A 23,085-nucleotide genomic window follows, 5' to 3' on the forward strand; every position below is an offset into this window, starting at 1 on the left:
TCTTCACACGCTCACGCTGCCACTTACGTGCCGCATTACGAATAAATCGCAAAACGTCTTACGGGTTTTTCCGAGCCCTTCGACAGACAGGGAAAACACCCTGCCAAAAGAAGGAGTTCATCGTGTCGAATCGTCCGATCCCCTGGCGCCGTAGCGCCCTGGCCATGGCCATGGCCCTGCACGGCCTGTTGCTCAGCGCGTCACTGCTGCCCGCCGTAGCCAGCGCGGCCCAAGTCCAGAGCGAAGCCCGCCAATACGACCTGCCTGCCGCCTCGCTGGAAGACGCCCTCAACCGCTTCGCCCAGGAAGCCGGCATCACCCTGCCTTTCGATCCCGCCCTAGTACAGGGCAAGCAGGCGCCGGCGTTGCACGGCAGCTATAGCGTACTGGGAGGGCTGAACGCACTGCTGGCTGGCAGCGGGCTGACGGCCAGCCGGACCGAAAGCGGTAACTGGCTGCTCCAGCCCCGTGAGCAAACAGGCGCATTGGAACTCAATACGCTGAGCATTTCCGGCAAGGCCCCTGGCTCGACCACCGAAGGCAGCGGCTCCTACACCACCTACTCGTCGAGCAGTTCAACCCGGCTCAACCTGACCCCCAAGGAAACACCGCAGTCATTGACGGTAATCACTCGTCAACGACTGGACGACCAGAAGCTGGCCAACCTGACCGACGTGATGGACGCGACGCCGGGCATCATCGTCAACCACGTGAGCGTGGGCGCCGAAAACAATACCTATTGGTCGCGGGGCTTCCAGATCAACAACTTCGAAATCGATGGCATTCCGACGTCGTCGCGACTGGACAACACCACCCAGGCCACCGCCATGTATGACCGCGTCGAGATCATTCGTGGGGCTACCGGGCTGATCAGCGGCACCGGTACGCCATCGGCGACGATCAACATGATCCGCAAGCGCCCGACCTACGATCCGCAATTCGCCATCAACGCCGAGGCAGGCACCTGGGACCGTTACGGCGTAGGCTTCGATGCCTCGGGACCGCTCAACGATGCAGGCAGCATTCGTGGGCGGCTGGTGGTCGATTACAAGGACCAGAATTCCTGGGTAGATCGACTGACCCAGGAATCACAGCTGATCTACGCTATCAGCGAGTTCGACCTCGACGACTCGACGCTACTGACCGTCGGTTTCAGCTACCTGAACAAGCACAACGACTCGCCGATTCGTGCCGGTTTCCCGGCCTATTTCAGCAATGGCGTGAAAACCGATTTCAGCCGCTCCACCAATACCGCACCCGACTGGGCCTATAACGACACCAAGCAGACCAACCTCTTCACGTCGCTGGAGCACCAGTTCGCCAATGGCTGGAGCGGCAAGCTGGAGCTCAGCCACAGCGAGAACCAGTTCGATCAGATAACCAACTACATGAATGGATCCATCGACCAGCAAACTGGTGCGGGTAGCTACATGTACCCGAACCGCTGGAGCGGCACCCCGCGCCAGGACGCCTTCGATGGCTACCTGACCGGCCCCTTCAGCCTGTTCGGTCGCGAGCACGAACTGATCACGGGCCTCACCCTGTCCCGCTACCGGGAAAACACGCCGAACCATGGCGGTTGGGTCGGCCCCTGGACTGGCTACGACGGCACCATCGACAACTTCTACACCTGGGACGGAACCGGTCCACGTCCGGACTTCACAACTGTCGGCAAGACCTACATCAAGGAAAATCAATACGCCGCATTCCTCACGGCCCGCTTTCACCTCAACGATGACGCCAGCCTGATTCTCGGCAGCCGGGTAACCGACTGGAAGCGCGACAACACCGAAGAAACCTTCGGCCAAACGCCCACACGTAACGTCGAGAACCGCCACGGGGTATTCCTGCCCTATGCCGGCCTGGTCTACGACCTCAACCAGACCTGGTCGGTCTATGGCAGCTATACGCAGATATTCAATCCCCAGGCCTACGGCATCAAGGACGTCAACAACAAGCCTTTGCTGCCTCAGGAAGGCGTCGGTTACGAAATAGGTGTCAAAGGCAGCTTCAACGATGACCGGCTGACCGCAAGCATGGCGTTGTTCCGCATCGAGCAGGACAACCTGGCCGTGTATGTCGGCGCCCCCGATATCTACAGGGCGGAACAAGGTACGACCAGCGAGGGCCTGGAGCTGGAGTTCAACGGCCAGTTCAGCGACAACTGGCAAGGTTCTGTCGGCTACGCATACAACGTCAGCACCGACCAGGATGACGAACGCATTGCCACCAACATTCCTCGCCATAGCTTGAAGACCTTCACCAGCTACCGGCTCTCGGGCGTATTGGACAAGGTCACCGTGGGAGGTGGCGTGAATTGGCAGAGCAAGATCGGTCAGGACCTGCACACCTATACCCAGGGCAGCTACGCGCTGGTCAACCTGATGGCCCGTTATGAAATCACATCCAACCTAACCGCCAGCGCAAACCTGAATAACGTCTTTGATCGCAAATATGCGGCCTATGCCGATACCTGGATCGTCTACGGCGCCCCACGCAACCTGATGACCAGCCTGGAATATCGTTTCTGACCGATAGCGTTCACGGTTTCAGGGAAAGAAACCGTGAGCCGATGCATAGGCATGCCACGTCCCTACGCAAACCCTGCTCCGAAGGGTAAGATGCGCGCCGTCGCCCATCCCGGGCGACATGGGTTCCCTAACCCCATCGACCAAAAAGGTGCCTGCCATGCTTCTGCTCCCCGAGCCGCGCCAACGTATGGCGCTGGCCGTGCTCATCGCATTCCACATCCTGATCATCATCGCCAGCAACTACCTGGTGCAGTTGCCCATCACCCTGCTGGGCTGGCACACCACCTGGGGCGCGTTCAGTTTCCCGTTCATCTTCCTCGCCACCGACCTGACCGTGCGCCTGCTCGGCAAGGACTCGGCGCGCCAGGTCATCGCGCGAGTGATGGTCCCGGCGTTGCTCGCCTCCTACGTCGTGTCGGTGCTGTTCCAGGAAGGCCGCTTCAACGGCTTGGGCACTTTGCTGGATTTCAACGAGATCGTGCTGCGTATCTCGGTCGCCAGCTTCCTCGCCTATGTACTCGGGCAGATTCTCGACATCCAGGTCTTCGATCGCCTGCGGCGCCTGCGCCAATGGTGGGTCGCGCCGACCTTCTCGACCATCGTCGGCAGCCTGTTGGATACCTTCGTATTCTTCTCGGTGGCGTTCTGGCACAGCAGCGACCCGTTCATGGCCGCGCATTGGGTGGAAATCGCCACGGTGGACTACGGCGTCAAACTGGCGGTCAGCCTGCTGCTGTTCGTGCCGTTGTATGGGGTCTTGCTGAACGCGATTCTACGGGTGTTGGCGGGGCGGCAGGCAGCCTGAGGAAATCGCCATTCCCGCGCAAGCGGGAATGGCAGTGATCTGGACTCCCGCCTGCGCGGGAGTGACGACCAATAAAAGCGCTGGAGGCTGGCGGTTCGACGACGGCCAGCCCCGAATCAAGCGCTTCTCAACGGCTTATTTCACCTCGAACGACAGCGTCGCCACGTGGGTCACGCTGTCGTACTTCTTGCCGTCGACGGTCGCCGAGCCGTTGATCTGCGCGGCGACTTCCAGCACGTAGCGACCGGGGAACGGCGTATCCAGGGTGACGCTGCCGTCAGCGGCGGGCTTGAGCACCTTGGCCCATTGCGCGCTGGTGTGGACGTTGACCTGCGAAGCCGAAACCACGGTGCCCTTCCAGTGCAGTTGGAAGACATTACCGTTGGCGGTCAGCGGCACCAGTTCCAGGTCATTCTGGGCCTTGGTGTCGCTGCGGCCCTCACGGGCCTCGTAGATGGTCAGGGCATTGCCGTCGGGCTTTTTCGCCAGCACGCGCACATCACTCGTTGCCGGGGCACTCACGACATAGGCCTCGCCCGAGGCGGCGAGGTCCTGGAACTTGCCATCGGCCAGGCGCAGTTGTGGTTCCAGCAGCCCTTTCAAGGCCAGGCGTTCGCTGGGCTGGTAGTCGCTGAGCACGGCTTGTGACTGGCCCGCGCTGCGATCGATCCACAGGTATTCGGCCTGGACCAGCGGCGCGCAACCGAGCGCCAGCAGTGCCGCGAATGCGCGGCGGGAAGCGAAGAAAGACATCGGGGAATCCTTGTTTTCGGAAGGCGAAAAGATCGATGCGCACAGCCTGTACGCGCATCCCTCAGTAAGAAGACGAACGAAACGTAAAAATCCTGCACCTCGGGTCGGGATTTTTCGCTCATCCACGACGAACGCGAGGTATATCTACCTGGCGCCAGCCGCTCTCGCTTGCGCCTTTACTCATTCCTTACCTCCGCCTTACCCCCAATCGACACGGCACTCCCTATAGTGGCAACCCTCCGAAACCGCCACGTACACGACGATGCCCAGACTTCGCCCGCGCTACCTGATCCCCGCTGCCGCTGCTCTGCTGATCGGCGGCTATCTCCTCAAGACCTGGCTGCTGCCCGCGCCGCCCAACGGTGGCTTGCTCACCGCCGAGATCCGCAAGGCCGACATCGAGCAGACGGTCATCGCCACCGGCACCCTGGAGGCCTACAAGCAGGTCAGCGTCGGTGCCCAGGTTTCCGGGCAGATCACCAAGCTGTACGTCGACTTCGGCGACAAGGTCAAGCAGGGCGACCCGATCGCCGACATCGACTCCTCGACCCAGGAAAACGAACTGGCCAACGCCAAGGCCTCGCTGGCCAACGTCAAGGCCCAGCGCGCCGTCCAGGCGGCGACGTTGAAGAAGACGCAACTGGCGTTCAACCGGCAGAAGGCCATGCTCGCGCAGAACGCCAGCTCGCGCGAAGACTACGAAACCGCCGAGGCCGACCTGAATACCGCCAAGGCCCAGGTCGCCGCCTATGACGCGCAGATCGAACAGGCGCAGATCCAGGTGTCCACGGCCCAGGTCGATCTCGGCTACACCAAGATCACCGCGCCCATCGACGGCACCGTGGTCGGCGTGGTGGTCAAGGAAGGCCAGACGGTGAACTCGGCGCAGTCGGCGCCGACCATCGTCAAGGTCGCCCAGCTCGACCAGATGACCGTCAAGGCGGAAATCTCCGAGGCCGACGTGGTCAACCTCAAGCCCGGCCTGCCGGTGTACTTCACCATCCTCGGCGAGCCCGGCAAACGCTATGCCGCCACCCTGCGCATGATCGAACCGGCGCCGGACTCGATCAACAGCAGCGACAGCACCAGCAGCTCTTCCAGCTCATCGTCCAGCTCGTCGTCATCCAGCGACACGGCGATCTACTACATCGGCGTGTTCGACGTGCCCAACACGGACGGCAAGCTGCGCATCTCCATGACCACCGAGGTCAACATCATCCTCGACAGCGCCAAGGGCACGCCGAGTATCCCGGTATCGGCGCTGGGCACGGCCAACCGTGATGGCAGCTACACCGTCGAAGTGCTGGGCAAGGACGGCCGGGTCGAGCCCCGGCAGATCCGCACAGGCCTGGAAGACTCGCTCAACGCCCAGGTGATCGAAGGCCTGGAGGTCGGCGACAAGGTCGTGCTCGGCGACGCCGCGGCCGGCTCCAGCACCACCCTGCGCATGGGCCGCGGCGGCCCGCCCATGAGGCTGTAACATGGCGCTCCTCGAACTGCGCGGCCTGCGCCGCGAATTCCCGGCCGGCGAGCAGACCATCGCCGTGCTCAAGGACGTCGACCTGAAGATCGAGCAAGGCGAGATGGTCGCCATCATCGGCACCTCCGGCTCGGGCAAGTCGACCCTGATGAACATCCTCGGCTGCCTGGACCGGGCGAGCGCCGGCACCTACAGCATCGCCGGCCGCGAGACCGGCCAGCTGTCGCCGGACGAGTTGGCCGAGCTGCGCCGCGAATACTTCGGCTTCATCTTCCAGCGCTACCACCTGCTGGGCGACCTGGATGCCGTGGGCAACGTCGAGATCCCGGCCATCTACGCGGGCAAGGACGCCGCCAGCCGCCGCGAACGTGCGCAAGGACTGCTGCAGCGCCTGGGCCTGGGCGAACGCTTCGGGCACAAGCCGAGCCAGCTTTCCGGCGGCCAGCAGCAACGCGTGTCCATCGCCCGCGCCCTGATGAACGGCGGCCAGGTGATCCTCGCCGACGAACCCACTGGCGCACTGGACAGCCACAGCGGCGAAGAGATGCTCAAGCTGCTGCGCGAGCTGCATGCCGCCGGGCACACGGTGATCATCGTCACCCACGACATGAAGGTGGCGGAAACCGCCGACCGCATGATCGAGATCAGCGACGGCTGCATCATCGCCGACCGCCGCCTGCGCCCTGACGAAGACGATGTGCGGGCCCTCGAAGAACCCGCCCAGGCTCGCGGGGCCAATGCCCTCAAGGCTGGTTTCGGGCAGTTCCGCGAAGCCTTCCGCATGGCCCTGCTGGCGATGCTCTCGCACAAGCTGCGCACCTTCCTGACCATGCTCGGCATCATCATCGGTATCGCCTCGGTGGTCTCGGTGGTCGCTCTCGGCCAGGGCTCGCAGCAGCAGATCATGGAAAACATCAGTGCCATCGGCACCAACACCATCGACGTGTTCCCCGGCAATGGCTTCGGCGATCGGCGCTCGGCGCGCATCCAGACCCTGGTACCGGCCGACGCCGACGCCCTCGCCGGCCAGGACTTCGTCGACAGCGTCACGCCGTCGGTGTCCAACTCCGGCACCCTGCGCTACCGCGACCAGGCCCTGAGCGTGTCGATGAGCGGGGTCGGCGAGCAATACTTCCGCGCCAAGGGCTACACCTTCGCCCAGGGCCGCGCCTTCGACAGCAAGGCCGTGCGCGAGTCCTCGCAAAGCGCGGTGATCGACGACAACACCTACAAGAAGCTGTTCGCCGGCAAGCAAGCCATCGGCGAGGTGGTCCTGCTGGATAATGTTCCGGTGCGCATCATCGGTGTGCTCGAACCGATCCAGAGCAACTTCGGCGGCAGCGACTCCCTACGGGTCTACCTGCCCTACACCGCGGTGATGAACCGCATGCTCGGCCAGTCCTACCTGGAAAGCATCACCGTGCGCGTGGATGACAGCGTCTCCAGCGACGCCGCCGAGCAAGGCATCATCCGCCTGCTCAAGCGCCGTCACGGGGTGCAGGATTTCTTCGTGATGAACACCGATACCATCCGCCAGACCATCGAGAAGACCAGCCAGACCATGACCCTGCTGATCTCGGCCATCGCCCTGATCTCGCTGCTGGTCGGCGGCATCGGGGTGATGAACATCATGCTGGTGTCGGTCACCGAGCGGACCCGCGAGATCGGCGTGCGCATGGCGGTCGGCGCGCGGCAGAGCGACATTCTCCGCCAGTTCCTCATCGAGGCGGTGCTGGTGTGCCTGATCGGCGGTGCGCTCGGCGTGTTCTCGGCGCTGGCCTTCGGCGCGGTCTTCAGCCACTTCACCAGCGAGTTCAGCCTGGTGTTCTCCGCCGGCTCCATCGTCGCCGCTTTCCTCTGCTCCACGGTCATCGGCCTGGTGTTCGGCTTCCTGCCGGCCCGCAACGCCGCCCGCCTGGACCCCGTCGATGCCCTTTCCCGAGAATAGAACCGTGATGCGATTTCCCTTGAAGACGGCAACCGCCCTGACTCTCGCCCTGCTGCTCGGCGGCTGCGGCTCGCTGCTCAGCACGCCCTACCAGCGTCCGCCGAGCAACGTGCCGGCCAACTGGCAGCAACTGGCCGAGAACCAGGCCGGCAGCAATGCCAACTGGTGGAAAGCCTTCGGCGACGCGCAACTCGACAGTCTGGTCGAACAGGCATTGGCGAAGAACAACGACCTCGGCACCGCGCTGCTCAATATCCGCCGCGCCCAGTTGCAGGCCAGCCTGGCCCGCGCCGAACAGTGGCCCACGGCAAGCGCCAGCTCCAGCGCCGGCCGTAGCCGCACGCTGACCGGCGAAGGCAGCACCACGCACAGCTATTCACTGACCGGTTCGGTGAGCTGGCAAGCCGATCTGTGGAACCGTCTGGGCAGCGCCACCGACGCCGCCGAGCTGGAGGCCCTGGCGACCGAACAGGATTACGCCGCCACCCGCCTGTCGCTGATCGGCACCGTGGCCAGCCAGTATTGGCAGATCGCCTACCTCAACGAACGCCTGGCCACCAGCGCCGCCAGCATCGAGTACGCGCGCCAGACCCTGGCCCTGGTCCAGGTGCAATACGACGCCGGCCAATCGTCGCCACTGGAACTCGCCGAAGCCCGGCAGAGCCTGGAAACCCAGCTGGCCAGCGATGTCGAATTGCGCCAGCAACTGGTCGAGCAGCGCAATGCGCTGGCCGTGCTATTCGACGGCGTGACGCCGGTGGCAATGCAAGAGCCACAACGCCTTGCCGAAACCACTCTGCCCGCGGTCGCCGCCGACCTGCCGGCCTCGCTGCTGTCGCGCCGCCCCGACCTGCGTGCCGCCGAGTTGCGCTTGCGCAGCACCCTGAAGACCCTTGACTCGACACGCGCCAGCTACTACCCGGACCTGAGCCTGACCGGCACCCTCGGCTACTCCAGCACCGCCCTCGGCAGCCTGCTGAAAAACCCGCTCGGTACGCTCGGCGCGGGTATCAGCCTGCCGTTCCTGGAATACCGGCAGATGCAGTTGAATATCGCCGTGTCGAAGACCGACTACGAGCTGGCCGTCACCAGCTTCCGCCAGACCCTCTATGAAGCCCTGGCCGATGTGGAGAACAACCTGGCCGGCCGTCGCCACTACGCCGAGCAGGAAGGCATGCGGGAACGCGCGTTGAGCGCAGCCCAGGAGGCCGAGCGCATCTACCGCATCCGCTACGAGTCGGGCTCGGTGAACCTGCAATCCTGGCTCACCGCCCAGGAAACCCGTCGCAGCGCGGAAACCACCCTGGCCGAGAATCGCCTCAACCAGTTGCTCAACTACATCACCCTGGCCCAGGCGCTGGGGGGAGACGCGCAGGAGACGCGCTGAACTTCAGCGCACGCCGGACAGGTTCTTGGCTTGAGGCTTACAGCTTGAAACCGCTTTTGCGCAGCTCGCTCGGCAACACCCCGTGGCTGCGCTGGAACGCGGCGCTGAAATGGCTGAGGTTGTTGTAGCCGATATGGCTGCCGACCTCGGTCACGCTCATCGCGCCACGGCTTAGCAAGTCATGGGCGATGCGCATGCGCTCCTGCTGGTAGAAGGCGTATACAGGCAACCCGAACAGCGCCTTGAAACCACGCTTGAGCTTGAGCGTGTTCAAGCCACAGGCACGGGCCAGATCGGCGATGGTCGGCGGCTCGGCGATATTCGCCAGCAGCAGTTCGCGCGCGTGTTGCAAGCGCTCGCGCTCGCCATGCGCAGGCAGCTGGATGGATTCGTCGGCGAGCATGAAGCAGCCCAGCAGCTCCAGGCACTTGGCCTCGCACAGCAGCGGGTGCGGGCGCGCCGACAACAGCAGCGTGTCCAGCTCATGGGCGACCTGCAACGTACGCGCATCGCCCGGCCGCGAGCGCATTGGCCCACCCCGGCGCAGGCGCTCGAAGAACAGCGCGCCCTCTTCCCCCGCCAGCGTCTCCAGCACATCCGGGCGGAACATCAGGCCGACATGGTGGGCCCGCCCGTGGAAGTCCGTCTCCAGCGGCACGCCGGGCATGAAGCCAGTGACCATGTCGCGTCCGTTGACCCGACTGCGCTTGCCTTCGATGCACACGTCCACGCCATCGCGCAGCCACACGCTCAGGTGCAGGCGCGGTTCCGAGTCGCACATGGCGATACGGATCGGCACCTGGTATTCGCTGTGGCTGGCGAAGCCCTGCAAACCACTCTGGCCGACATAGGCCCCCATGCGTTGCGGCGCACCCGGCCACAGCTCGTCACGCTCGACGAAATCGGTCGGCAGCAGGCCGGCGATATCGACCGCCTTATCGATGGACATGATCGTTCTCCCCACGGGTTCGCAAAAAAGTACCGCCTGGGGCAGTGAGCGAACCGATTGGGGCAGCTTATACAATGAGAATCAATATCATCAAAGGAATTCGTCATCCATTCAGGAAGCACCCCCAATGATTCACTGCCCGCTACGCAGAACCGCGCTCTCTCTGATCATTGCCTTCCCTGGCGTGGCGCTGGCCGAGGAATCCACCGATCCCCTGGCCCTGCCCGAAGTGAAAGTCAGTGCCAGCAAGCAGGACACCACGGCCTTCGACACCCCGTCGGCGTTGAGCGTGGTCGATGGCAAGGAAGTCGACACCTATCGCTACGAGAACCTCGGCGAAATCGCCCAACGCTCGCCCAACGTCTACTTCACGGGTTTCACCCCGAACACGCCGCAGTTGACCATTCGTGGCCTGGGCTTCTCCGACGACGAATCCGACAGCACCAGTTCCAGCGTTTTCATCGACGGCATCCCGACCGTCGGCATGAGCCTGGGTCAGCCTTTCGACCTGGAGCAGGTGGAAATCCTGCGAGGTCCGCAGAGCACCCTGTACGGGCAGAACAGCATGGGCGGCGTGGTTGCGCTGCGCAGCCGTGATCCGGGCTTCACCGCCGGCGGTCACGCACAGTTCGAATACGGCAGCAATCGTCGGCGCCGCGCCGAAGTCTCAGGCGATATCCCGCTTACCGACAACACCGCGCTGCGGGCCGTGGTCGGTGGCGAGAAATCCGATGGTTTCATCGACAACCACGACCTCAACGACAAGGGCGGCGACTGGAAGAGTCGCTTCGCTCGCCTGAAGTTGCTGCATCTCGACGATGCCGGCGGCGAATGGCGCCTCGGTCTGCACCACATGCAGAACCATGGCGGTAACGACTATTTCAGCAGCCGCGACCTGGCCAGCAAGCATGAGTCTGAAAACACCATGTCGGGGCGCAACAACATCGAATACACCCTGCTTTCCGGTGAGTATCGCCGCGAGCTGGCCAACAATCGCAAACTGGTCGTGCTGCTCGGCGGCGGCGAAAGCAAATGGAGCTACTGGGTGCCTACCTCGGCTTTCGGCGGCTCGACAGGCTTCGACTCCAGGACCAGCCAGTTCAGCCTGGAATCGCGCCTGTCCGGTGTCGATGGCGACTTCGACTGGATGGTCGGTGGCTTCGCCTCGCACATCAAGCGTAAGGCGCCCTACCTGTTCGATATGAGCCCCTATTACACCACCGACACCACGGCTGAAGTCGACGGCAATACCGTCGCCGCATTCGGTGAGCTGGGCTGGCGCTTCATGCCGGATTGGCGAGCGGCCATGGCGCTGCGCGTCGAACACAACCGACGGGAAATGGACTGGACGGCGGATGTGGCGGACATCACCGGCTACCTCACGCCAGGCAACTTCCGTATCGACGGCCTCAAGGTGCGTGACACCGTGGCCCTGCCCCGCTTCACCCTGGAATACCAGCCCAACGAGCAGAACTTCGCCTGGTTGACCCTGGCTCGCGGCTACAAGGCTTCCGGCTTCAATGTCTACGCCTATAACCCGAACTCCGCTGGCGAAAGCTACGACCCGGAATATGGCAACTACGTCGAACTCGGCTACCGCGTGCGTGATCTCGAAAAACGCTGGGAACTGCAGAGCATCCTGTTCTACACCCGCCTGCGTGACCAACAGGTGGTGACCCTGGGCCTGGCCGACCAGAGCCTGACCGCCAATGCCGGCAAGTCGCACAACCAGGGCCTGGAACTGAGCGCGACCCTGCGCCCGCTGGACAGCCTGGCGCTGCACGCCTACGCCGCCTGGCTCGAGGCCGAGTACGACACGTATATCGATGACAACGGCAACGATTACGCCGGCAAACAGTTCGCCAATGCCCCGCGCAACAGCCAGGGCCTTTCGGCGACCTGGACGCCTGACGACCACTGGAGCCTGGGTCTCTCCGTCAGCCGCCAGGCCAAGTCCTACCTGTACCCGGACGATCAGTACACCAACGACGCCTACACCCTGGTCGACGCCAATGCCAGCTATCGAGTGCAGAACTGGACCTTCGGCGTCTACGGCAAGAACCTCGGCAATGCCGAATACTTCACCCGTGCCTCCCAGGGCCTGTTCATCGCCGGTGCGCCGCGCACCCTCGGTGTCTCCGTCGGCGTGGACTTCTGAGCATGCGCCAGGCAATCAGCGCTTCCCGCGACCGACGCAGCGACTACCTGGCCCTGGCGTTGATGTACTTCGCCCAGGGCCTGCCCACCGGCCTGGCTTTCGACGCTCTGCCGGTGTTGATCCGCAGTGGCGGCCATGACGTGGCCATGATCGGCTGGGTCGGCCTGGCGTTCCTGCCCTGGGCGCTCAAGTTCCTCTGGGCCGGCCCGATCGACAACGCCTGCCGGCGCTGGGGTATCGCCCGTGTGGTGTACGTCAGCCAGGGCCTGCTGATGCTGGCCTGCCTGGCACTGATGCCATTCTCGCCGGACAGCCACCTCACGGCGGTGTTGATCGGCGTGGTCGCTCTCAACCTGATCTGCGCCACCCAGGACATCGCCACCAACGCCTATGCCGTCAGCCGCCTGCAAGGCGAAGGCGCCGGGCCGGCCAACGCCATGCAGGTGGCCGGTTTCATCCTCGGCATGCTCGCTGGCGGTGGCGGGCTGCTGATGGTCTATCCGCACCTGGGCTGGAGCGGCCTGATGCTGGCCATCGCCGTGCTGATGCCGCTGCTCTACCTGCCGCTGTTGCTGCGCCGCGACTGGCATGGCGAAGACCCGTTGACCCGTGCCGACCATCACGTGCGCCTGCGCGACCTGCGCCAGCACCGTGACCTGTGGTGCGCCCTGGGCGTGGCGATCAGCTTCAAGTTCGCCAGCACCGCCGTGGCGACCCTGACCAAGGCCTGGTTGATCGACCGTGGCCTGGACGTGTCGCAGGCCGGCTCGCTGCAAGTCAGCAACCTGTTGTTGATGGCGGCCGGCGGCGTGCTGCTCGGCATTCCGTTGGTAAGGCGCTGTGGCAACCGGCGCGCGGTGTTGATCGCCGGCGCGCTGGCAACGCTGGTACTGGGCATGGCGTGGCTTCTGGAAAGCACGGGCGTTCGCGATCTGCGCGCCTACTACCTGGGCTTCGGCGTGCAAGGCATTTTCGAAGGTGCGTTCTACGTGACCATCTGGGCGCTGTTCATGAACTGGGCCGCGCCGGAACGCCCCGGCACCGACTACACCGCCATGCAATGCTGCGAGAGCCTGACCAACATGGTCGGCGCCAGCGTGATCGGCGGCCTCGGCCAGGCCTTCGGCTACGCCAACGCCTTCGTCGGCGCCTGGCTGGCCGGCGCGCTCGCCTGGTTGCTGATCGCCGTTTGCCTGCGCCGCATGCACCTGCAGGGCGAGCACGGATGAACCAGCCACTCACGGTCCGGGCGCTGCTTGGCATGGCGCCCTGGTCATTGGGCGGCGCGGCGCTGCTGGCCTGCGTGTCGGCCCTGGCCAGCCTGGCGCCGTTCTATTGCCTGTACCGGATCGCCGACCTGTTGTTCTCGGCCACGCCCGACCTCGACGCCGTGCAGCACTGGGTGTTCTACGCCGTAATCGCGGTGCTGCTGCGCTGGGCGATGATGGCTGCGAGTCATGCCCTGGCTCACCTGGGCGCCTTCGATGTCATCCACCGCCTGCGCCTGCGTATCGCCGACCGCCTGGCCGGGGCCGCGCCGGGGTTTCAATCCACGCGCAGCAGCGGCGATCTGCGCAAGGTGGTGATGGATGACGTCGGCTCCCTCGAAGGCCTGCTCGCCCACATGCTGCCCGATGCCGCCGCCGCGCTGGCCACGCCGCTGTGCGCCTTCGCCCTGTTGCTGGCGATGGATTGGCGCCTGGGCCTGGCGGCGTTGATTCCGCTGCCATTCGCCATTCTCCTGCAAGCGATGATGATGCGTGGCGGCGAGCAACGCATGGCCGACTGGCAGGCAATGCAGGCCAGCCTGTCGGCGCAATGGCTGGAATATCTGCGCGGCATGCCGGTGGTCAAGGCGTTCGGTTTGCAGGCGCGTGCGTTTGGCAATCTGCAGGACAACGTGCAGGGGCTGGTGCGTTGGGTCGAAAAACACGCCGCCCGCCTGTCCACCGGCTGGGCCTGGTTCACCGTGCTGCTCTCGGCCAACCTGCTGGCGGTCGCGCCGCTGGGCGTCTGGCTGCATGGCCGTGGCGAGGTGGACGCAGCCACCGTGGTGCTGTTCCTGCTGGTCGCACCGGTGGTACTGCAACCCTTGCTGCGCCTGACCTTTGCGCTCGGCGAACAGCAACGCCGGCAGCAGGCCATGCAACGTATCGACGCATTGCTGCTGGCGCCGCAGATGCTCGTGGGGCAGGCAATCGCTCCGCCAGCGCATACACCGCACGATCTGCAGTTCATCGACGTACGGCTCTCCTACGATGGCCAACCGGCGCTGCGCGGCGTCAGCTTCACCGCCCCCGCCGGCAAGGTCACCGCCCTAGTCGGCGCCTCCGGCTCGGGCAAGAGCAGCCTGCTGCGTCTGCTCGGCCGTTTGCAGGAAGCGGACAGCGGCCAGGTGCGTATCGCCGGCCTGGACGTGCGCGACTGGCCACAGGACGACCTGCTGCAACGCCTGGGCATCGTGTTGCAGGACGTGTTCCTGTTCCACGGCAGCGTCGCCGACAACCTGCGCCTGGCGAAGCCCGAGGCAAGCGACGAGGAACTGCTTGCCGCCGCGCGCATGGCCGGTGCCGATGAGTTCATCCGCCAGTTGCCGCAGGGCTATGCCACGTCGCTGGGTGAGCGCGGCGCCGGGCTGTCCGGCGGTGAACGCCAACGCCTGACCCTGGCCCGCGCCCTGCTGCGCGATGCGCCGGTACTGCTGCTCGACGAAGCCACCGCCCATGCCGATGCGCGCAATGACCGGTTGATCCATGACGCACTGTTGAATGAATGCAGGGGGCGCACGCTACTGATGGTCGCCCATCGCCTGCATAGCGTGCGTCACGCCGACCATATCGTGGTGCTGGAGGACGGACAGGTGATTGGCCAGGGTCGCCATGAAGACCTGCTGGAACGCTGCACGATCTATCGGCAGTCCTGGGATGACCAACAGCGGGCCGCGGATTGGCAGCTTTGATGTCATTCCGCGCCTACCCACATCACGAGACCGCACATGCTTTTCGACCTTTTCTTCGCCGGCCGTGAACTGGCCGGCTACAGCGACCCGCGCATCCGTCGCGGCCTGCTCTGGGCCACCGCCGAAGCGATCTGCACCTTCCTGCCCTACCCGCTGCTCTACCTGCTACTGGTCGACCTGCTACAGCAACAGGCCAGCACCACCCGCACGGGCTGGATCACCCTGGCCCTGCTGGCCAGCCTGCTATTGCGCATGCTCTGCGCGCGCCAAGCCATGCCGCTGCTGTTCGGTGGCGCCTACGCGATGATGGGCCAGGCGCGCCTGCGCATCGCCGACCACCTGCGGCGCCTGCCCCTCGGTTGGCTGCAAGGTCAGCGCAGTGGCCAGCTCGGCGCCAACCTGGCCAGCGACCTGCAAGTCATCGAAGACCTCTGGTCCCATGCCCTTGGCGTGTTCTTCGGCGGCCTGCTGGTGCCCTTCATGCTCAGCGCCTTTCTCCTGTGGATCGACTGGCGCCTGGGTCTGCTGGTCATGGCCTGCCTGCCCTGTGCCTTTTTCCTGCTGGTGCTGGGTCAGCGCTTCCTGGCTCATCAGGGCGAAAAACTGGCAGTCGCCAGCGGCCGGGCCAACGCCGATCTGGTCGAGCATATCCAGGGCCTGAACGTGCTACGCAGCCTCGGCCAGCTGGATGCGTCACGCCGGCGCCTGGGCGACTCGCTGGATGAGCTGCGCCGCGCGGCGATCCGCATCGACGTCTGGCCCGCGCCCCTGGTCGGGCTGTTCGGCTTTGCCGTGGAGATCGGCTTCGCCCTGCTGCTCTGGTTCGGCGTGCAACGCCTGGTCGACGGCCAGACCGACGGGCAAACCCTGCTGCTCTTCGCGGTCCTGGCCCTGCCGGTCTATCGACAACTGTTCGAGGTCGGCCTGGCCTTTTTGCTGCTGCGCTTCGCCCATCAATCCCTGGTTCGTTTGCGCGGGCTGCTGGCGGTCGAACCGCTGGCCGAGCCGGCGAAACCGCAACACCCCGAAGGCCAGCAGGTGACGTTCGACAACGTCAACTTCCGCTACCCCGGCGCCGAGCGGCCAACCCTCAGACAACTGAGCTTCAGCCTGCCGGTCGGTGGCCTCACCGCGCTGGTAGGCCCATCTGGCGCGGGCAAGACCAGCCTGGTGCATGTTCTGGCGCGCTTGTGGGATGTGGATAGCGGGCATATCCGCATCGGCGGCGTCGACCTGCGCGAGATGGGCAGCGAACTGCTGCAAAGTCAGATCGCCATGGTGTTCCAGGATGTGCAGTTGTTCAGCGCCAGCGTGCTGGACAACCTGCGTATCGGGCGCCAGGACGCCAACCGCGAACAGATCGAACAGGCCGCTCGATTGGCCCAGGCCCACGACTTCATCGAGCGCCTGCCACAAGGCTACGACACCCTGCTCGACGAGAACGGCAGCAACCTGTCCGGCGGCGAACGCCAGCGCCTGTCCATCGCCCGTGCCCTGCTCAAGGATGCCCCCATCGTGCTGCTCGACGAAGCCACCACCAGTGTCGATCCCAGCGCCGAACGGGCAATCCAGAGCGCCCTGGGCGAACTGGTGAAAAACCGCACCGTGCTGGTCATCGCCCATCGCCTGCACAGCATTCGTCATGCCGATCTCATCCTGGTGCTCGACGATGGTCGCCTGGTGGAACACGGCCGACATGATCAACTGATTGAAAAAGAAGGACTTTACGCTCACCTGTGGCAAGCGTCGGAAAACCGCTGAGGCAAGCAGGACCGTTCATCGGCACAGCAACCAATTTTTGAACCAATCAGTTCAACCACCGGTCCGTGAACGAGGCGCGAGGGACGGGCGCTTCTTTTTTTGGTTACCAAGGTACTGATTTTTTTGCAAAGGATGCCCGGTCCCTGGTCTTTTCGAGTCATTGTTTCTGTGAATAAGTTGATCCTCTCCCTCTTTCTGGGAGGCGCCCTGTGCATCGGTGTGGCCTCCGACGTATCCGCCTCCTTCCGTGTCCAATTGTCCAACGGTTCCAGCTACGAACCATCGCCCGCCAAGGTCGAGATGGAAGCCAGCGCTGGCCAGGAGGTCGTCGAACGTGCCATGAGCGCGCTCGGCAAACCCTACCGCTGGGGCGGTTCCAGCCCCAAGCGCGGCTTCGATTGCAGCGGCCTGGTCAAATACGCCTTCAACGATATCGACGACCTCGACCTGCCCCGTACCTCCCGCGCCCTGTCCCGCGTCGATGGCCCGAAGATCGCCAAGCGCGACCTGCAACCCGGCGACCTGCTGTTCTTCAAGGTCCGTGGCCGCAGCGTCGACCACGTCGCCATCTACCTCGGCGACGACCGTTTCATCCACGCTCCGCGTCGCGGCAAGAACGTGCGCATCGACGAGCTCAGCGACAACTACTGGACCAAGCGCTTCCAACTGGCGCGCCGGGTGATCCCGGATACAGAGATGGTGGCGCAGCAACAATAAAGCGGCTTCAGGCTGGCCACGCCCCGCAGGAGCGGTGGCCATGCGATCGATCCTCCGCTTCGAGCGCCTGGCGCCGCCCTTGGCTTCTCTTGCGACGTGCAGCGTGAAACTCGCGGCTGCTGTTGCGAACGATTCTCGACCGATATAGTCTGCGCGCTTCCCGCCGCCTTCTGTACGGACGCATCATGGCCCACGATCTCGACCAACTGTTCCGCCTCTATCACCAGGAGCTGAAGCAGTTGGCCTATCGACGCCTGCGCGACCGTGAAACGGCGGCGGACCTGACCCAGGACACCTTCCTGCGTTACGCCGGCATGAACCAGGCCGCGCGTAGCGATGCCATTGCCAACCCGCGTTTCTTCCTGATCCGTATCCTCGGCAACCTGATCATCGACCTCGGTCGACGTCGTGCACGCTGCGACGAGAGCGCGCGCATCGATGACATCCAGGACGGCCTGTTCGATCCCCTGCCCGGCCCCGAGCGGCTGATCGAACTGCGCCAGCAACTGGAAATCCTCCACCGTGCCCTGGAGGAACTGCCTGCCGCCTGCCGCGAAGCGCTGCTGCTCAACCGCGTCGAAGGCCTCAATCATGCCGCCATCGCCGAACGCCTGGGCGTATCGCCGAGCATGGTCTGCAAGTACATCATGCGCGCCCTGCGCCACTGCGCGCGCCGCCTGGGCCTGGTCGAGGAATGAGCGCCCAGCCGCTCAGCGACGAGGAACTGGACAAGCCCCTGCCGCCACGGGTCGAGGAAGCCCTGCAATGGCTGGTGCGCCTGCACGACGGCAGCGCCAATGACGCAGACTGGGCAGCCTATACCGCCTGGACCCACCTGAGTGCCGAGCATCAGAGCGCCAGCGCGGCCGCCGAACAGCTCTGGCAAGCCCTCGGCAACCCGCCCTTGCAGCGCAAACCACGACGTTGGCCGGTTGTCGCGCTGGTGCTCGCCGTCGCCTGCAGCGCGCTCGGCTGGCGGGGCCACGACCAGGGTTGGATGGCCGATATCCGCACCGGCAGCGGCGAGAAACGCGAGCTGCGCCTGCCGGATGGCTCGACCCTGGAACTGGCCCCGGAAACCCGCGTCGACCTGGATCTTGGCGCACGCCAGCGCGTGGTCCGTTTGTACGCTGGCGAACTGCACGTGCAAGTCGCCGCCGACCCGACCCGACCCTTCCTGGTCGAGGCCGCCAGCGGCAGCGTGCGTGCCCTCGGCACCGGCTTCGATGTGCAGCGCGAGGACGATCATGTGCAAGTCGTCGTCACCGAGCACAGCGTGCGGGTCAGCCAGGCCAGCGAGGGCCACTCCAGCGAAGTCGACCTGCAGACGGGCGAAAGCGTCAGCTATGACGACAACGGCCTGGCGACGGTGCGCCCGGTAGACGTCAGCCGCGCCACCGCCTGGCGTCGCGACCGCCTGGTGTTCGATGGGCAGCCATTGGGCGAGGTGCTCGACACCCTCGCTCACTATCGCGACGGGCTGATCGTGATCCGTGACAAGCGTTTGCGGGAGTTGCCGGTCACCGGGATTTTCTCGACCAAGGATACTGACGCTCAACTGCAGTTGTTGGAGAAATCCTTGCCGATTCGTATAAGGCAGTATCCGTGGTTGACGCTGGTGGAGCCGAGGGAGTGATCACGGGGCGCTACGCTGAGCTCGAACGCCCCTTCCTGCCGAAGTGGGTAGATGGTTTTGGTTTCGCCCTACCGGACGAAGCCAAAACCATCAAACACCCTCGATAACCGGCTATCCCCCCAATCCCTCCAGCATTCCAAAGCTAAAAAACCGGAAAAAATTCCTCCCCCTCCACTGTCAGGTTTTTCCAGCCCGTCGTCTTTCCCGTTGAGACTCATTTTCAATACGCTGATTTTCAGCAAAGGGGAGCACGATGTACCGATCACTCAAACCCACCGCCCTCTACCTGGCCATGACCTGCGCCAGCGGCCTGCTGACCTACGCGCCCTTGCCGTTGCAGGCTGCCGAAGCCCAACAATTCACCATCCCCGCCGGTCCCCTCGGCCCAGCCCTGACCCGCTTCGGCGAACAGACCGGCCTGCGTTTGATCATGCCCAGCGAGCTGGTGCAGAACGTACAGACACAAGGTTTGCAGGGGCAGTACGAGACCAATGCTGGGTTGAATCGTTTGCTTGAAGGGAGTGGGTTGAGGGCGACGATTTCGGGTGATACCGCAGTTATCGAGCCTGGCCCACAAACGGGCGTGCTCGAACTGAACAGCACGTCCATTTCTGGCAAGGCGGATGAGGCGATTACGGAAGGAACTGGAAGCTATACCCAGACAGGGCCAAGTAGTAGTGCGACAGGATTAGCGTTGACTTTACGGGAAACGCCGCAGTCGTTAACTGTGACCACTAGACAAAAGATAGAGGATTTTAATCTTCAGACAATAGTAGATGTTATTGAACAGACACCGGGCGTAAATACTTACACTGTGGACAGTGAACGTATCCAGTTTGAATCTCGTGGATTCAATGTGAACAATATCCAATATGACGGAATCTCTATTCCTATCTCAATTGGTTACGCCGCTGGAGACCTGCAAAGCAATACGGCTATTTATGAGCATATCGACGTAATTAAAGGCTCCGATGGTCTAATGCTTGGGCAAGGACGCCCGGGAGCGAGTATCAACATGATAAGAAAGAAGCCTACTCGTGAGTTCAAGGGACATATTACCGCCAGTGCAGGATCATGGGACACTTACCGTTCAGAGCTCGACCTTAGCGCCCCCCTTACCCAGAGTGGAAATATACGAGGAAGGCTGGTCGCAAGTTACCGCGACGCCAACTCCTACCTAGATTATTACGAAAAAAAGGACAAGGCTTTTTATGGAGTACTGGAAGTTGATCTAACACAGAACACTCTTTGGACCATGGGTGCCGACTATGATGATCACGACCCAACGGGCTCTAATTGGAGTGGCTTGGTGCAGACAAATGCCAATGGCGAGTTTGTCAAGATGCCGCGTTCCAAGAATATCGCCACGAGGTGGTCATCGTGGCCGCAGCAGAGCAACTCGTTCTTCAGCTCTTTAGAACATAATTTTGAAAATGGCTGGTCAGCAAAAATCAACTATGAACGTCGATTCAGCAGTTATGACGCCCAGATGGCCGGTAGTCCATCTGGAACGCTGCAGGCGGATGGCACAGGTTTGAAAATGTGGGTGGTTGGATATGAAGGAGAAAATAAGCAAGATAGCTTTTCTTTCAAACTAGATGGGAAATATTTTTTCCTAGATCGCGAGCACAGTTTGGTTGTCGGCGGTAATGTTTCACTACTTCGTTTCGAAAGCATTACGACATATCCATCAGAGGGGATGACAACCAGTTGGGGGCAAACTGATCTAGCCAATTATTTTACCGGAATCAATAACTGGCCATACCCAACCTCTGGCTATGATATTGTTTCCAATCATCCCAAGGAGACGACTAGACAGCGGGGGCTCTATTTTGCAAATAGATTTAGTCTGAATGACGATCTGGCTATTATATTAGGCTCGCGAGTTTCTGATTATCGCTATCGTTCGGCAAGCACCGAGGGCTATTTCTATTCAGAAGCACAGAGTGAAACTGGAGTTCTAACTCCATATGCTGGCGCCGTCTATGACTTGACAAATAATTTTTCTTTTTATGTTAGCTACACCAGTATATTTGAACCTCAGTCCAACAAGAATCTGCAAGGAACGGTTTTGGCCCCAATGGAGGGCGATAATTATGAGGCTGGTATAAAAGGCGAGTTTTTTGATGGAAGATTGAACGCTAGCTTGGCTTACTTCAGGATTGAACAGGATAACTATGCCATCTCCACGGGGGAACTCGGCCCTGATGGAGGCACTGCGTATGAAGCGGCTGACGGCGTGATCACGAAAGGTTATGAATTTGAGGTATCAGGAGAACTGGCTTCCGGTTGGCAAGTACAAGGAGGATATACTCACCGTGTGGCTCGTAGGCAAGATAAGAAAATTGTCACTGAAAACCCGGAAAACACCTTCAAACTAAATACGACCTATACCTTACAAGGGGCTTTGCACGGTATGACTATTGGTGCCGGTGCTCGCTGGCGCGATAAAACCTGGACAAATAACTTTGTAGCTGACTCTTATTGGTTGCTCGACGCCATGGCTCGATACCAGATCAATAAGAATCTATCTGGCTCTTTGAACGTTAGTAACTTGCTCGACGAAAAGTCCTATAGACTGTACAGCTCTTATTATACCTGGGAAGAGCCGCGCCGGATAACCGCCTCGGTCCGCTGGGACTTCTAGATAATACACGCCCGTGCATCCAACAACTTACGCGTAAATTTTTAAAAGAATCATCTAGATCGAGCGTCTATCTTGAGTGATTTCTTGCAAAAATAACGAAAGCGTTCAAACCAAACATAGCCAACTTCCCATTCAGAAGCCTGGGATTATTCCCAGGCTTCTGCGTTGCACAAGTGCAGTTCAAACCACCGGCTTATCATCTACCTCCGTCCTCATCTGCTTATGCAGCATCCTTCCGCTATCCCACCCCATCAACACCACCGCCACCCAGATCGGCCCATAGGTCCATAGCTGATTGATGTTGAACGCCTCGCCCAGGAACAACACGGCGACGAAGAACAACAGCACCGGCTCGACATAACTGAGAATGCCGAACAACCCCAGCGGCAACAGGCGGCTGGCGGCCATCATGGCGCCAAAAGCCAAGGCGCTGAGCACGCCGAAGCCAAGCAGCAGCCACCACAGGTTCGGAGCCTGGTCGAATACGCCGACAGGGCCGTGGGCGACGATCAGCCAGATCGCCAGCGGCAGCATGACCAGCATTTCCAGGACGAAACCGGAGAGCGCGTCCAGCTTCATCCAACGGCGCAGCATGAAATACGGTGGATACCCCAGGGCCGTGACCAGCGACACCCAGGAGAACGCCATGGTCATCCACAGTTCGTGGAGCACGCCAGCCACGGCGCAGGCCACGGCGATACGCTGTAGCGGACGCAGGCGTTCGGCGTAGAACACCCGGCCGACCACCACCATCACCAGCGGCAGCAGGAAATAGCCGAGGGACACATCGAGCATATGCCCGGACAACGGCGCCCAGACGAACAGCATCCATTGCACGCCCATCAACAATGCGGCGGCCGGTAGCGCCAGCCAGAGCAAGGGCTCGCGACGGACCCGGCCGAGCGCGGCGAGCAGCAGCGGCCCCTGGCGCGCAGCCAGTACCAGCAGCAGAACCGCGGGAATCGACCAGATCACGCGCTGGGCGAACACCTGCCACGTGTCGAGCGGCGTGAGCAACCCGACATAACCGGGTACCAGCGAAAACAGCACGGACGACGCGACGGACAGCGCCACACCGCGCCCAGAAAGCCTCATGGAAAGTGTCTCCAGTAAAATCGACAAGCCGAAAAGGGCGCGACATTACACCGAGTGGCAACACGCGCAAAGCGGCCTGCACCATTATCGCCCACAGCCCTCACAACGGCCTCCCGGCGCGCACGCCAGGAACCTCCGTGGGCAGTTCGAATCGCGCGCCGAACGGTCACACCCGAGTGGCCACCCACGCCGCTGTAGCTGGGCTGCGACCTGGCGCTGCGCTAAGAACCTGTTCACGATCCGCTGCGCGTCGGCCCTA

16 protein-coding genes are annotated in these 23,085 nt (G+C 62.6%); 13 read left to right on the forward strand and 3 right to left on the reverse strand.

What is annotated here, in order from left to right; translation table 11 throughout:
• Positions 1 to 164 precede the first annotated feature (164 nt).
• Complete coding sequence (locus ACSZPK_RS10620) at positions 165 to 2,531, forward strand: TonB-dependent siderophore receptor (RefSeq protein ID WP_437881577.1); 2,367 nt, start codon at positions 165 to 167, stop codon at positions 2,529 to 2,531.
• 157 nt (positions 2,532 to 2,688) lie between these two features.
• Positions 2,689 to 3,336 (forward strand): 7-cyano-7-deazaguanine/7-aminomethyl-7-deazaguanine transporter, encoded by a 648-nt coding sequence (locus tag ACSZPK_RS10625; protein ID WP_437881413.1) that lies wholly within the window; start codon positions 2,689 to 2,691, stop codon positions 3,334 to 3,336.
• A gap of 135 nt (positions 3,337 to 3,471) precedes the next feature.
• Here the strand turns inward: ACSZPK_RS10625 and ACSZPK_RS10630 are convergent, their stop codons facing one another.
• The gene (locus ACSZPK_RS10630; RefSeq protein WP_437881414.1) at positions 3,472 to 4,089 is read right to left on the reverse strand and encodes a hypothetical protein; all 618 of its coding nucleotides are present in this window, start codon (positions 4,087 to 4,089) and stop codon (positions 3,472 to 3,474) included.
• Between the two features lie 262 nt (positions 4,090 to 4,351).
• Here ACSZPK_RS10630 and ACSZPK_RS10635 point away from each other — a divergent pair, with 262 nt between their 5' ends.
• From ACSZPK_RS10635 to ACSZPK_RS10645, 3 genes are read left to right on the forward strand one after another with little or no spacing between them, the layout of a single operon-like run.
• Positions 4,352 to 5,569 (forward strand): efflux RND transporter periplasmic adaptor subunit, encoded by a 1,218-nt coding sequence (locus ACSZPK_RS10635; protein ID WP_437881415.1) that lies wholly within the window; start codon positions 4,352 to 4,354, stop codon positions 5,567 to 5,569.
• A gap of 1 nt (position 5,570) precedes the next feature.
• Positions 5,571 to 7,517 carry a MacB family efflux pump subunit gene (locus ACSZPK_RS10640; RefSeq protein ID WP_437881416.1) on the forward strand — a complete coding sequence of 649 codons (1,947 nt, stop codon included), beginning with the start codon at positions 5,571 to 5,573 and terminating at the stop codon, positions 7,515 to 7,517.
• Between the two features lie 7 nt (positions 7,518 to 7,524).
• Entirely contained in the window at positions 7,525 to 8,904 is a 1,380-nt protein-coding gene (locus tag ACSZPK_RS10645) for an efflux transporter outer membrane subunit (RefSeq protein WP_437881417.1), read from the forward strand.
• Between the two features lie 37 nt (positions 8,905 to 8,941).
• On the opposite strand, the gene ACSZPK_RS10650 is transcribed toward ACSZPK_RS10645, so the two are convergent.
• Positions 8,942 to 9,853, reverse strand: a complete 912-nt coding sequence (locus ACSZPK_RS10650; RefSeq protein ID WP_437881418.1) for a helix-turn-helix transcriptional regulator — start codon at positions 9,851 to 9,853, stop codon at positions 8,942 to 8,944.
• A 127-nt stretch (positions 9,854 to 9,980) separates the two neighbouring features.
• Between ACSZPK_RS10650 and ACSZPK_RS10655 the strand changes: the two genes are divergently transcribed.
• The 8 genes from ACSZPK_RS10655 (at position 9,981) to ACSZPK_RS10690 (ending at position 21,731) form a co-directional block, all read left to right on the forward strand.
• A complete protein-coding gene (locus ACSZPK_RS10655; protein WP_437881419.1) occupies positions 9,981 to 12,011 on the forward strand; it encodes a TonB-dependent receptor in 2,031 nt (676 codons plus the stop codon).
• Positions 12,012 to 12,013: 2 nt separating this feature from the next.
• Positions 12,014 to 13,240 (forward strand): MFS transporter, encoded by a 1,227-nt coding sequence (locus ACSZPK_RS10660; protein ID WP_437881420.1) that lies wholly within the window; start codon positions 12,014 to 12,016, stop codon positions 13,238 to 13,240.
• Entirely contained in the window at positions 13,237 to 14,970 is a 1,734-nt protein-coding gene (locus tag ACSZPK_RS10665; RefSeq protein WP_437881421.1) for an ABC transporter ATP-binding protein, read from the forward strand. Before ACSZPK_RS10660 ends, ACSZPK_RS10665 begins: the two co-directional genes overlap by 4 nt.
• Positions 14,971 to 15,006: 36 nt before the next feature.
• On the forward strand, positions 15,007 to 16,731 hold the full coding sequence (locus ACSZPK_RS10670) for an ABC transporter ATP-binding protein (protein WP_437881422.1): 1,725 nt from the start codon (positions 15,007 to 15,009) through the stop codon (positions 16,729 to 16,731).
• Positions 16,732 to 16,899: 168 nt separating this feature from the next.
• Complete coding sequence (locus ACSZPK_RS10675) at positions 16,900 to 17,448, forward strand: C40 family peptidase (RefSeq protein ID WP_437881423.1); 549 nt, start codon at positions 16,900 to 16,902, stop codon at positions 17,446 to 17,448.
• 185 nt (positions 17,449 to 17,633) lie between these two features.
• Positions 17,634 to 18,146 carry an RNA polymerase sigma factor gene (locus tag ACSZPK_RS10680; protein ID WP_437881424.1) on the forward strand — a complete coding sequence of 171 codons (513 nt, stop codon included), beginning with the start codon at positions 17,634 to 17,636 and terminating at the stop codon, positions 18,144 to 18,146.
• Complete coding sequence (locus tag ACSZPK_RS10685) at positions 18,143 to 19,084, forward strand: FecR family protein (RefSeq protein ID WP_437881425.1); 942 nt, start codon at positions 18,143 to 18,145, stop codon at positions 19,082 to 19,084. Before ACSZPK_RS10680 ends, ACSZPK_RS10685 begins: the two co-directional genes overlap by 4 nt.
• Before the next feature lie 253 nt (positions 19,085 to 19,337).
• Positions 19,338 to 21,731: a TonB-dependent siderophore receptor gene (locus ACSZPK_RS10690; RefSeq protein ID WP_437881426.1), complete on the forward strand. Its 2,394-nt coding sequence runs from the start codon at positions 19,338 to 19,340 to the stop codon at positions 21,729 to 21,731.
• Positions 21,732 to 21,911: 180 nt separating this feature from the next.
• Here ACSZPK_RS10690 and rarD read toward each other — a convergent pair whose 3' ends face one another.
• The gene (rarD, locus tag ACSZPK_RS10695) at positions 21,912 to 22,826 is read right to left on the reverse strand and encodes an EamA family transporter RarD (RefSeq protein ID WP_437881427.1); all 915 of its coding nucleotides are present in this window, start codon (positions 22,824 to 22,826) and stop codon (positions 21,912 to 21,914) included.
• Positions 22,827 to 23,085: the final 259 nt, after the last annotated feature.

The organism is Pseudomonas sp. LRF_L74 (assembly GCF_965644255.1).
GTDB lineage: Bacteria > Pseudomonadota > Gammaproteobacteria > Pseudomonadales > Pseudomonadaceae > Aquipseudomonas.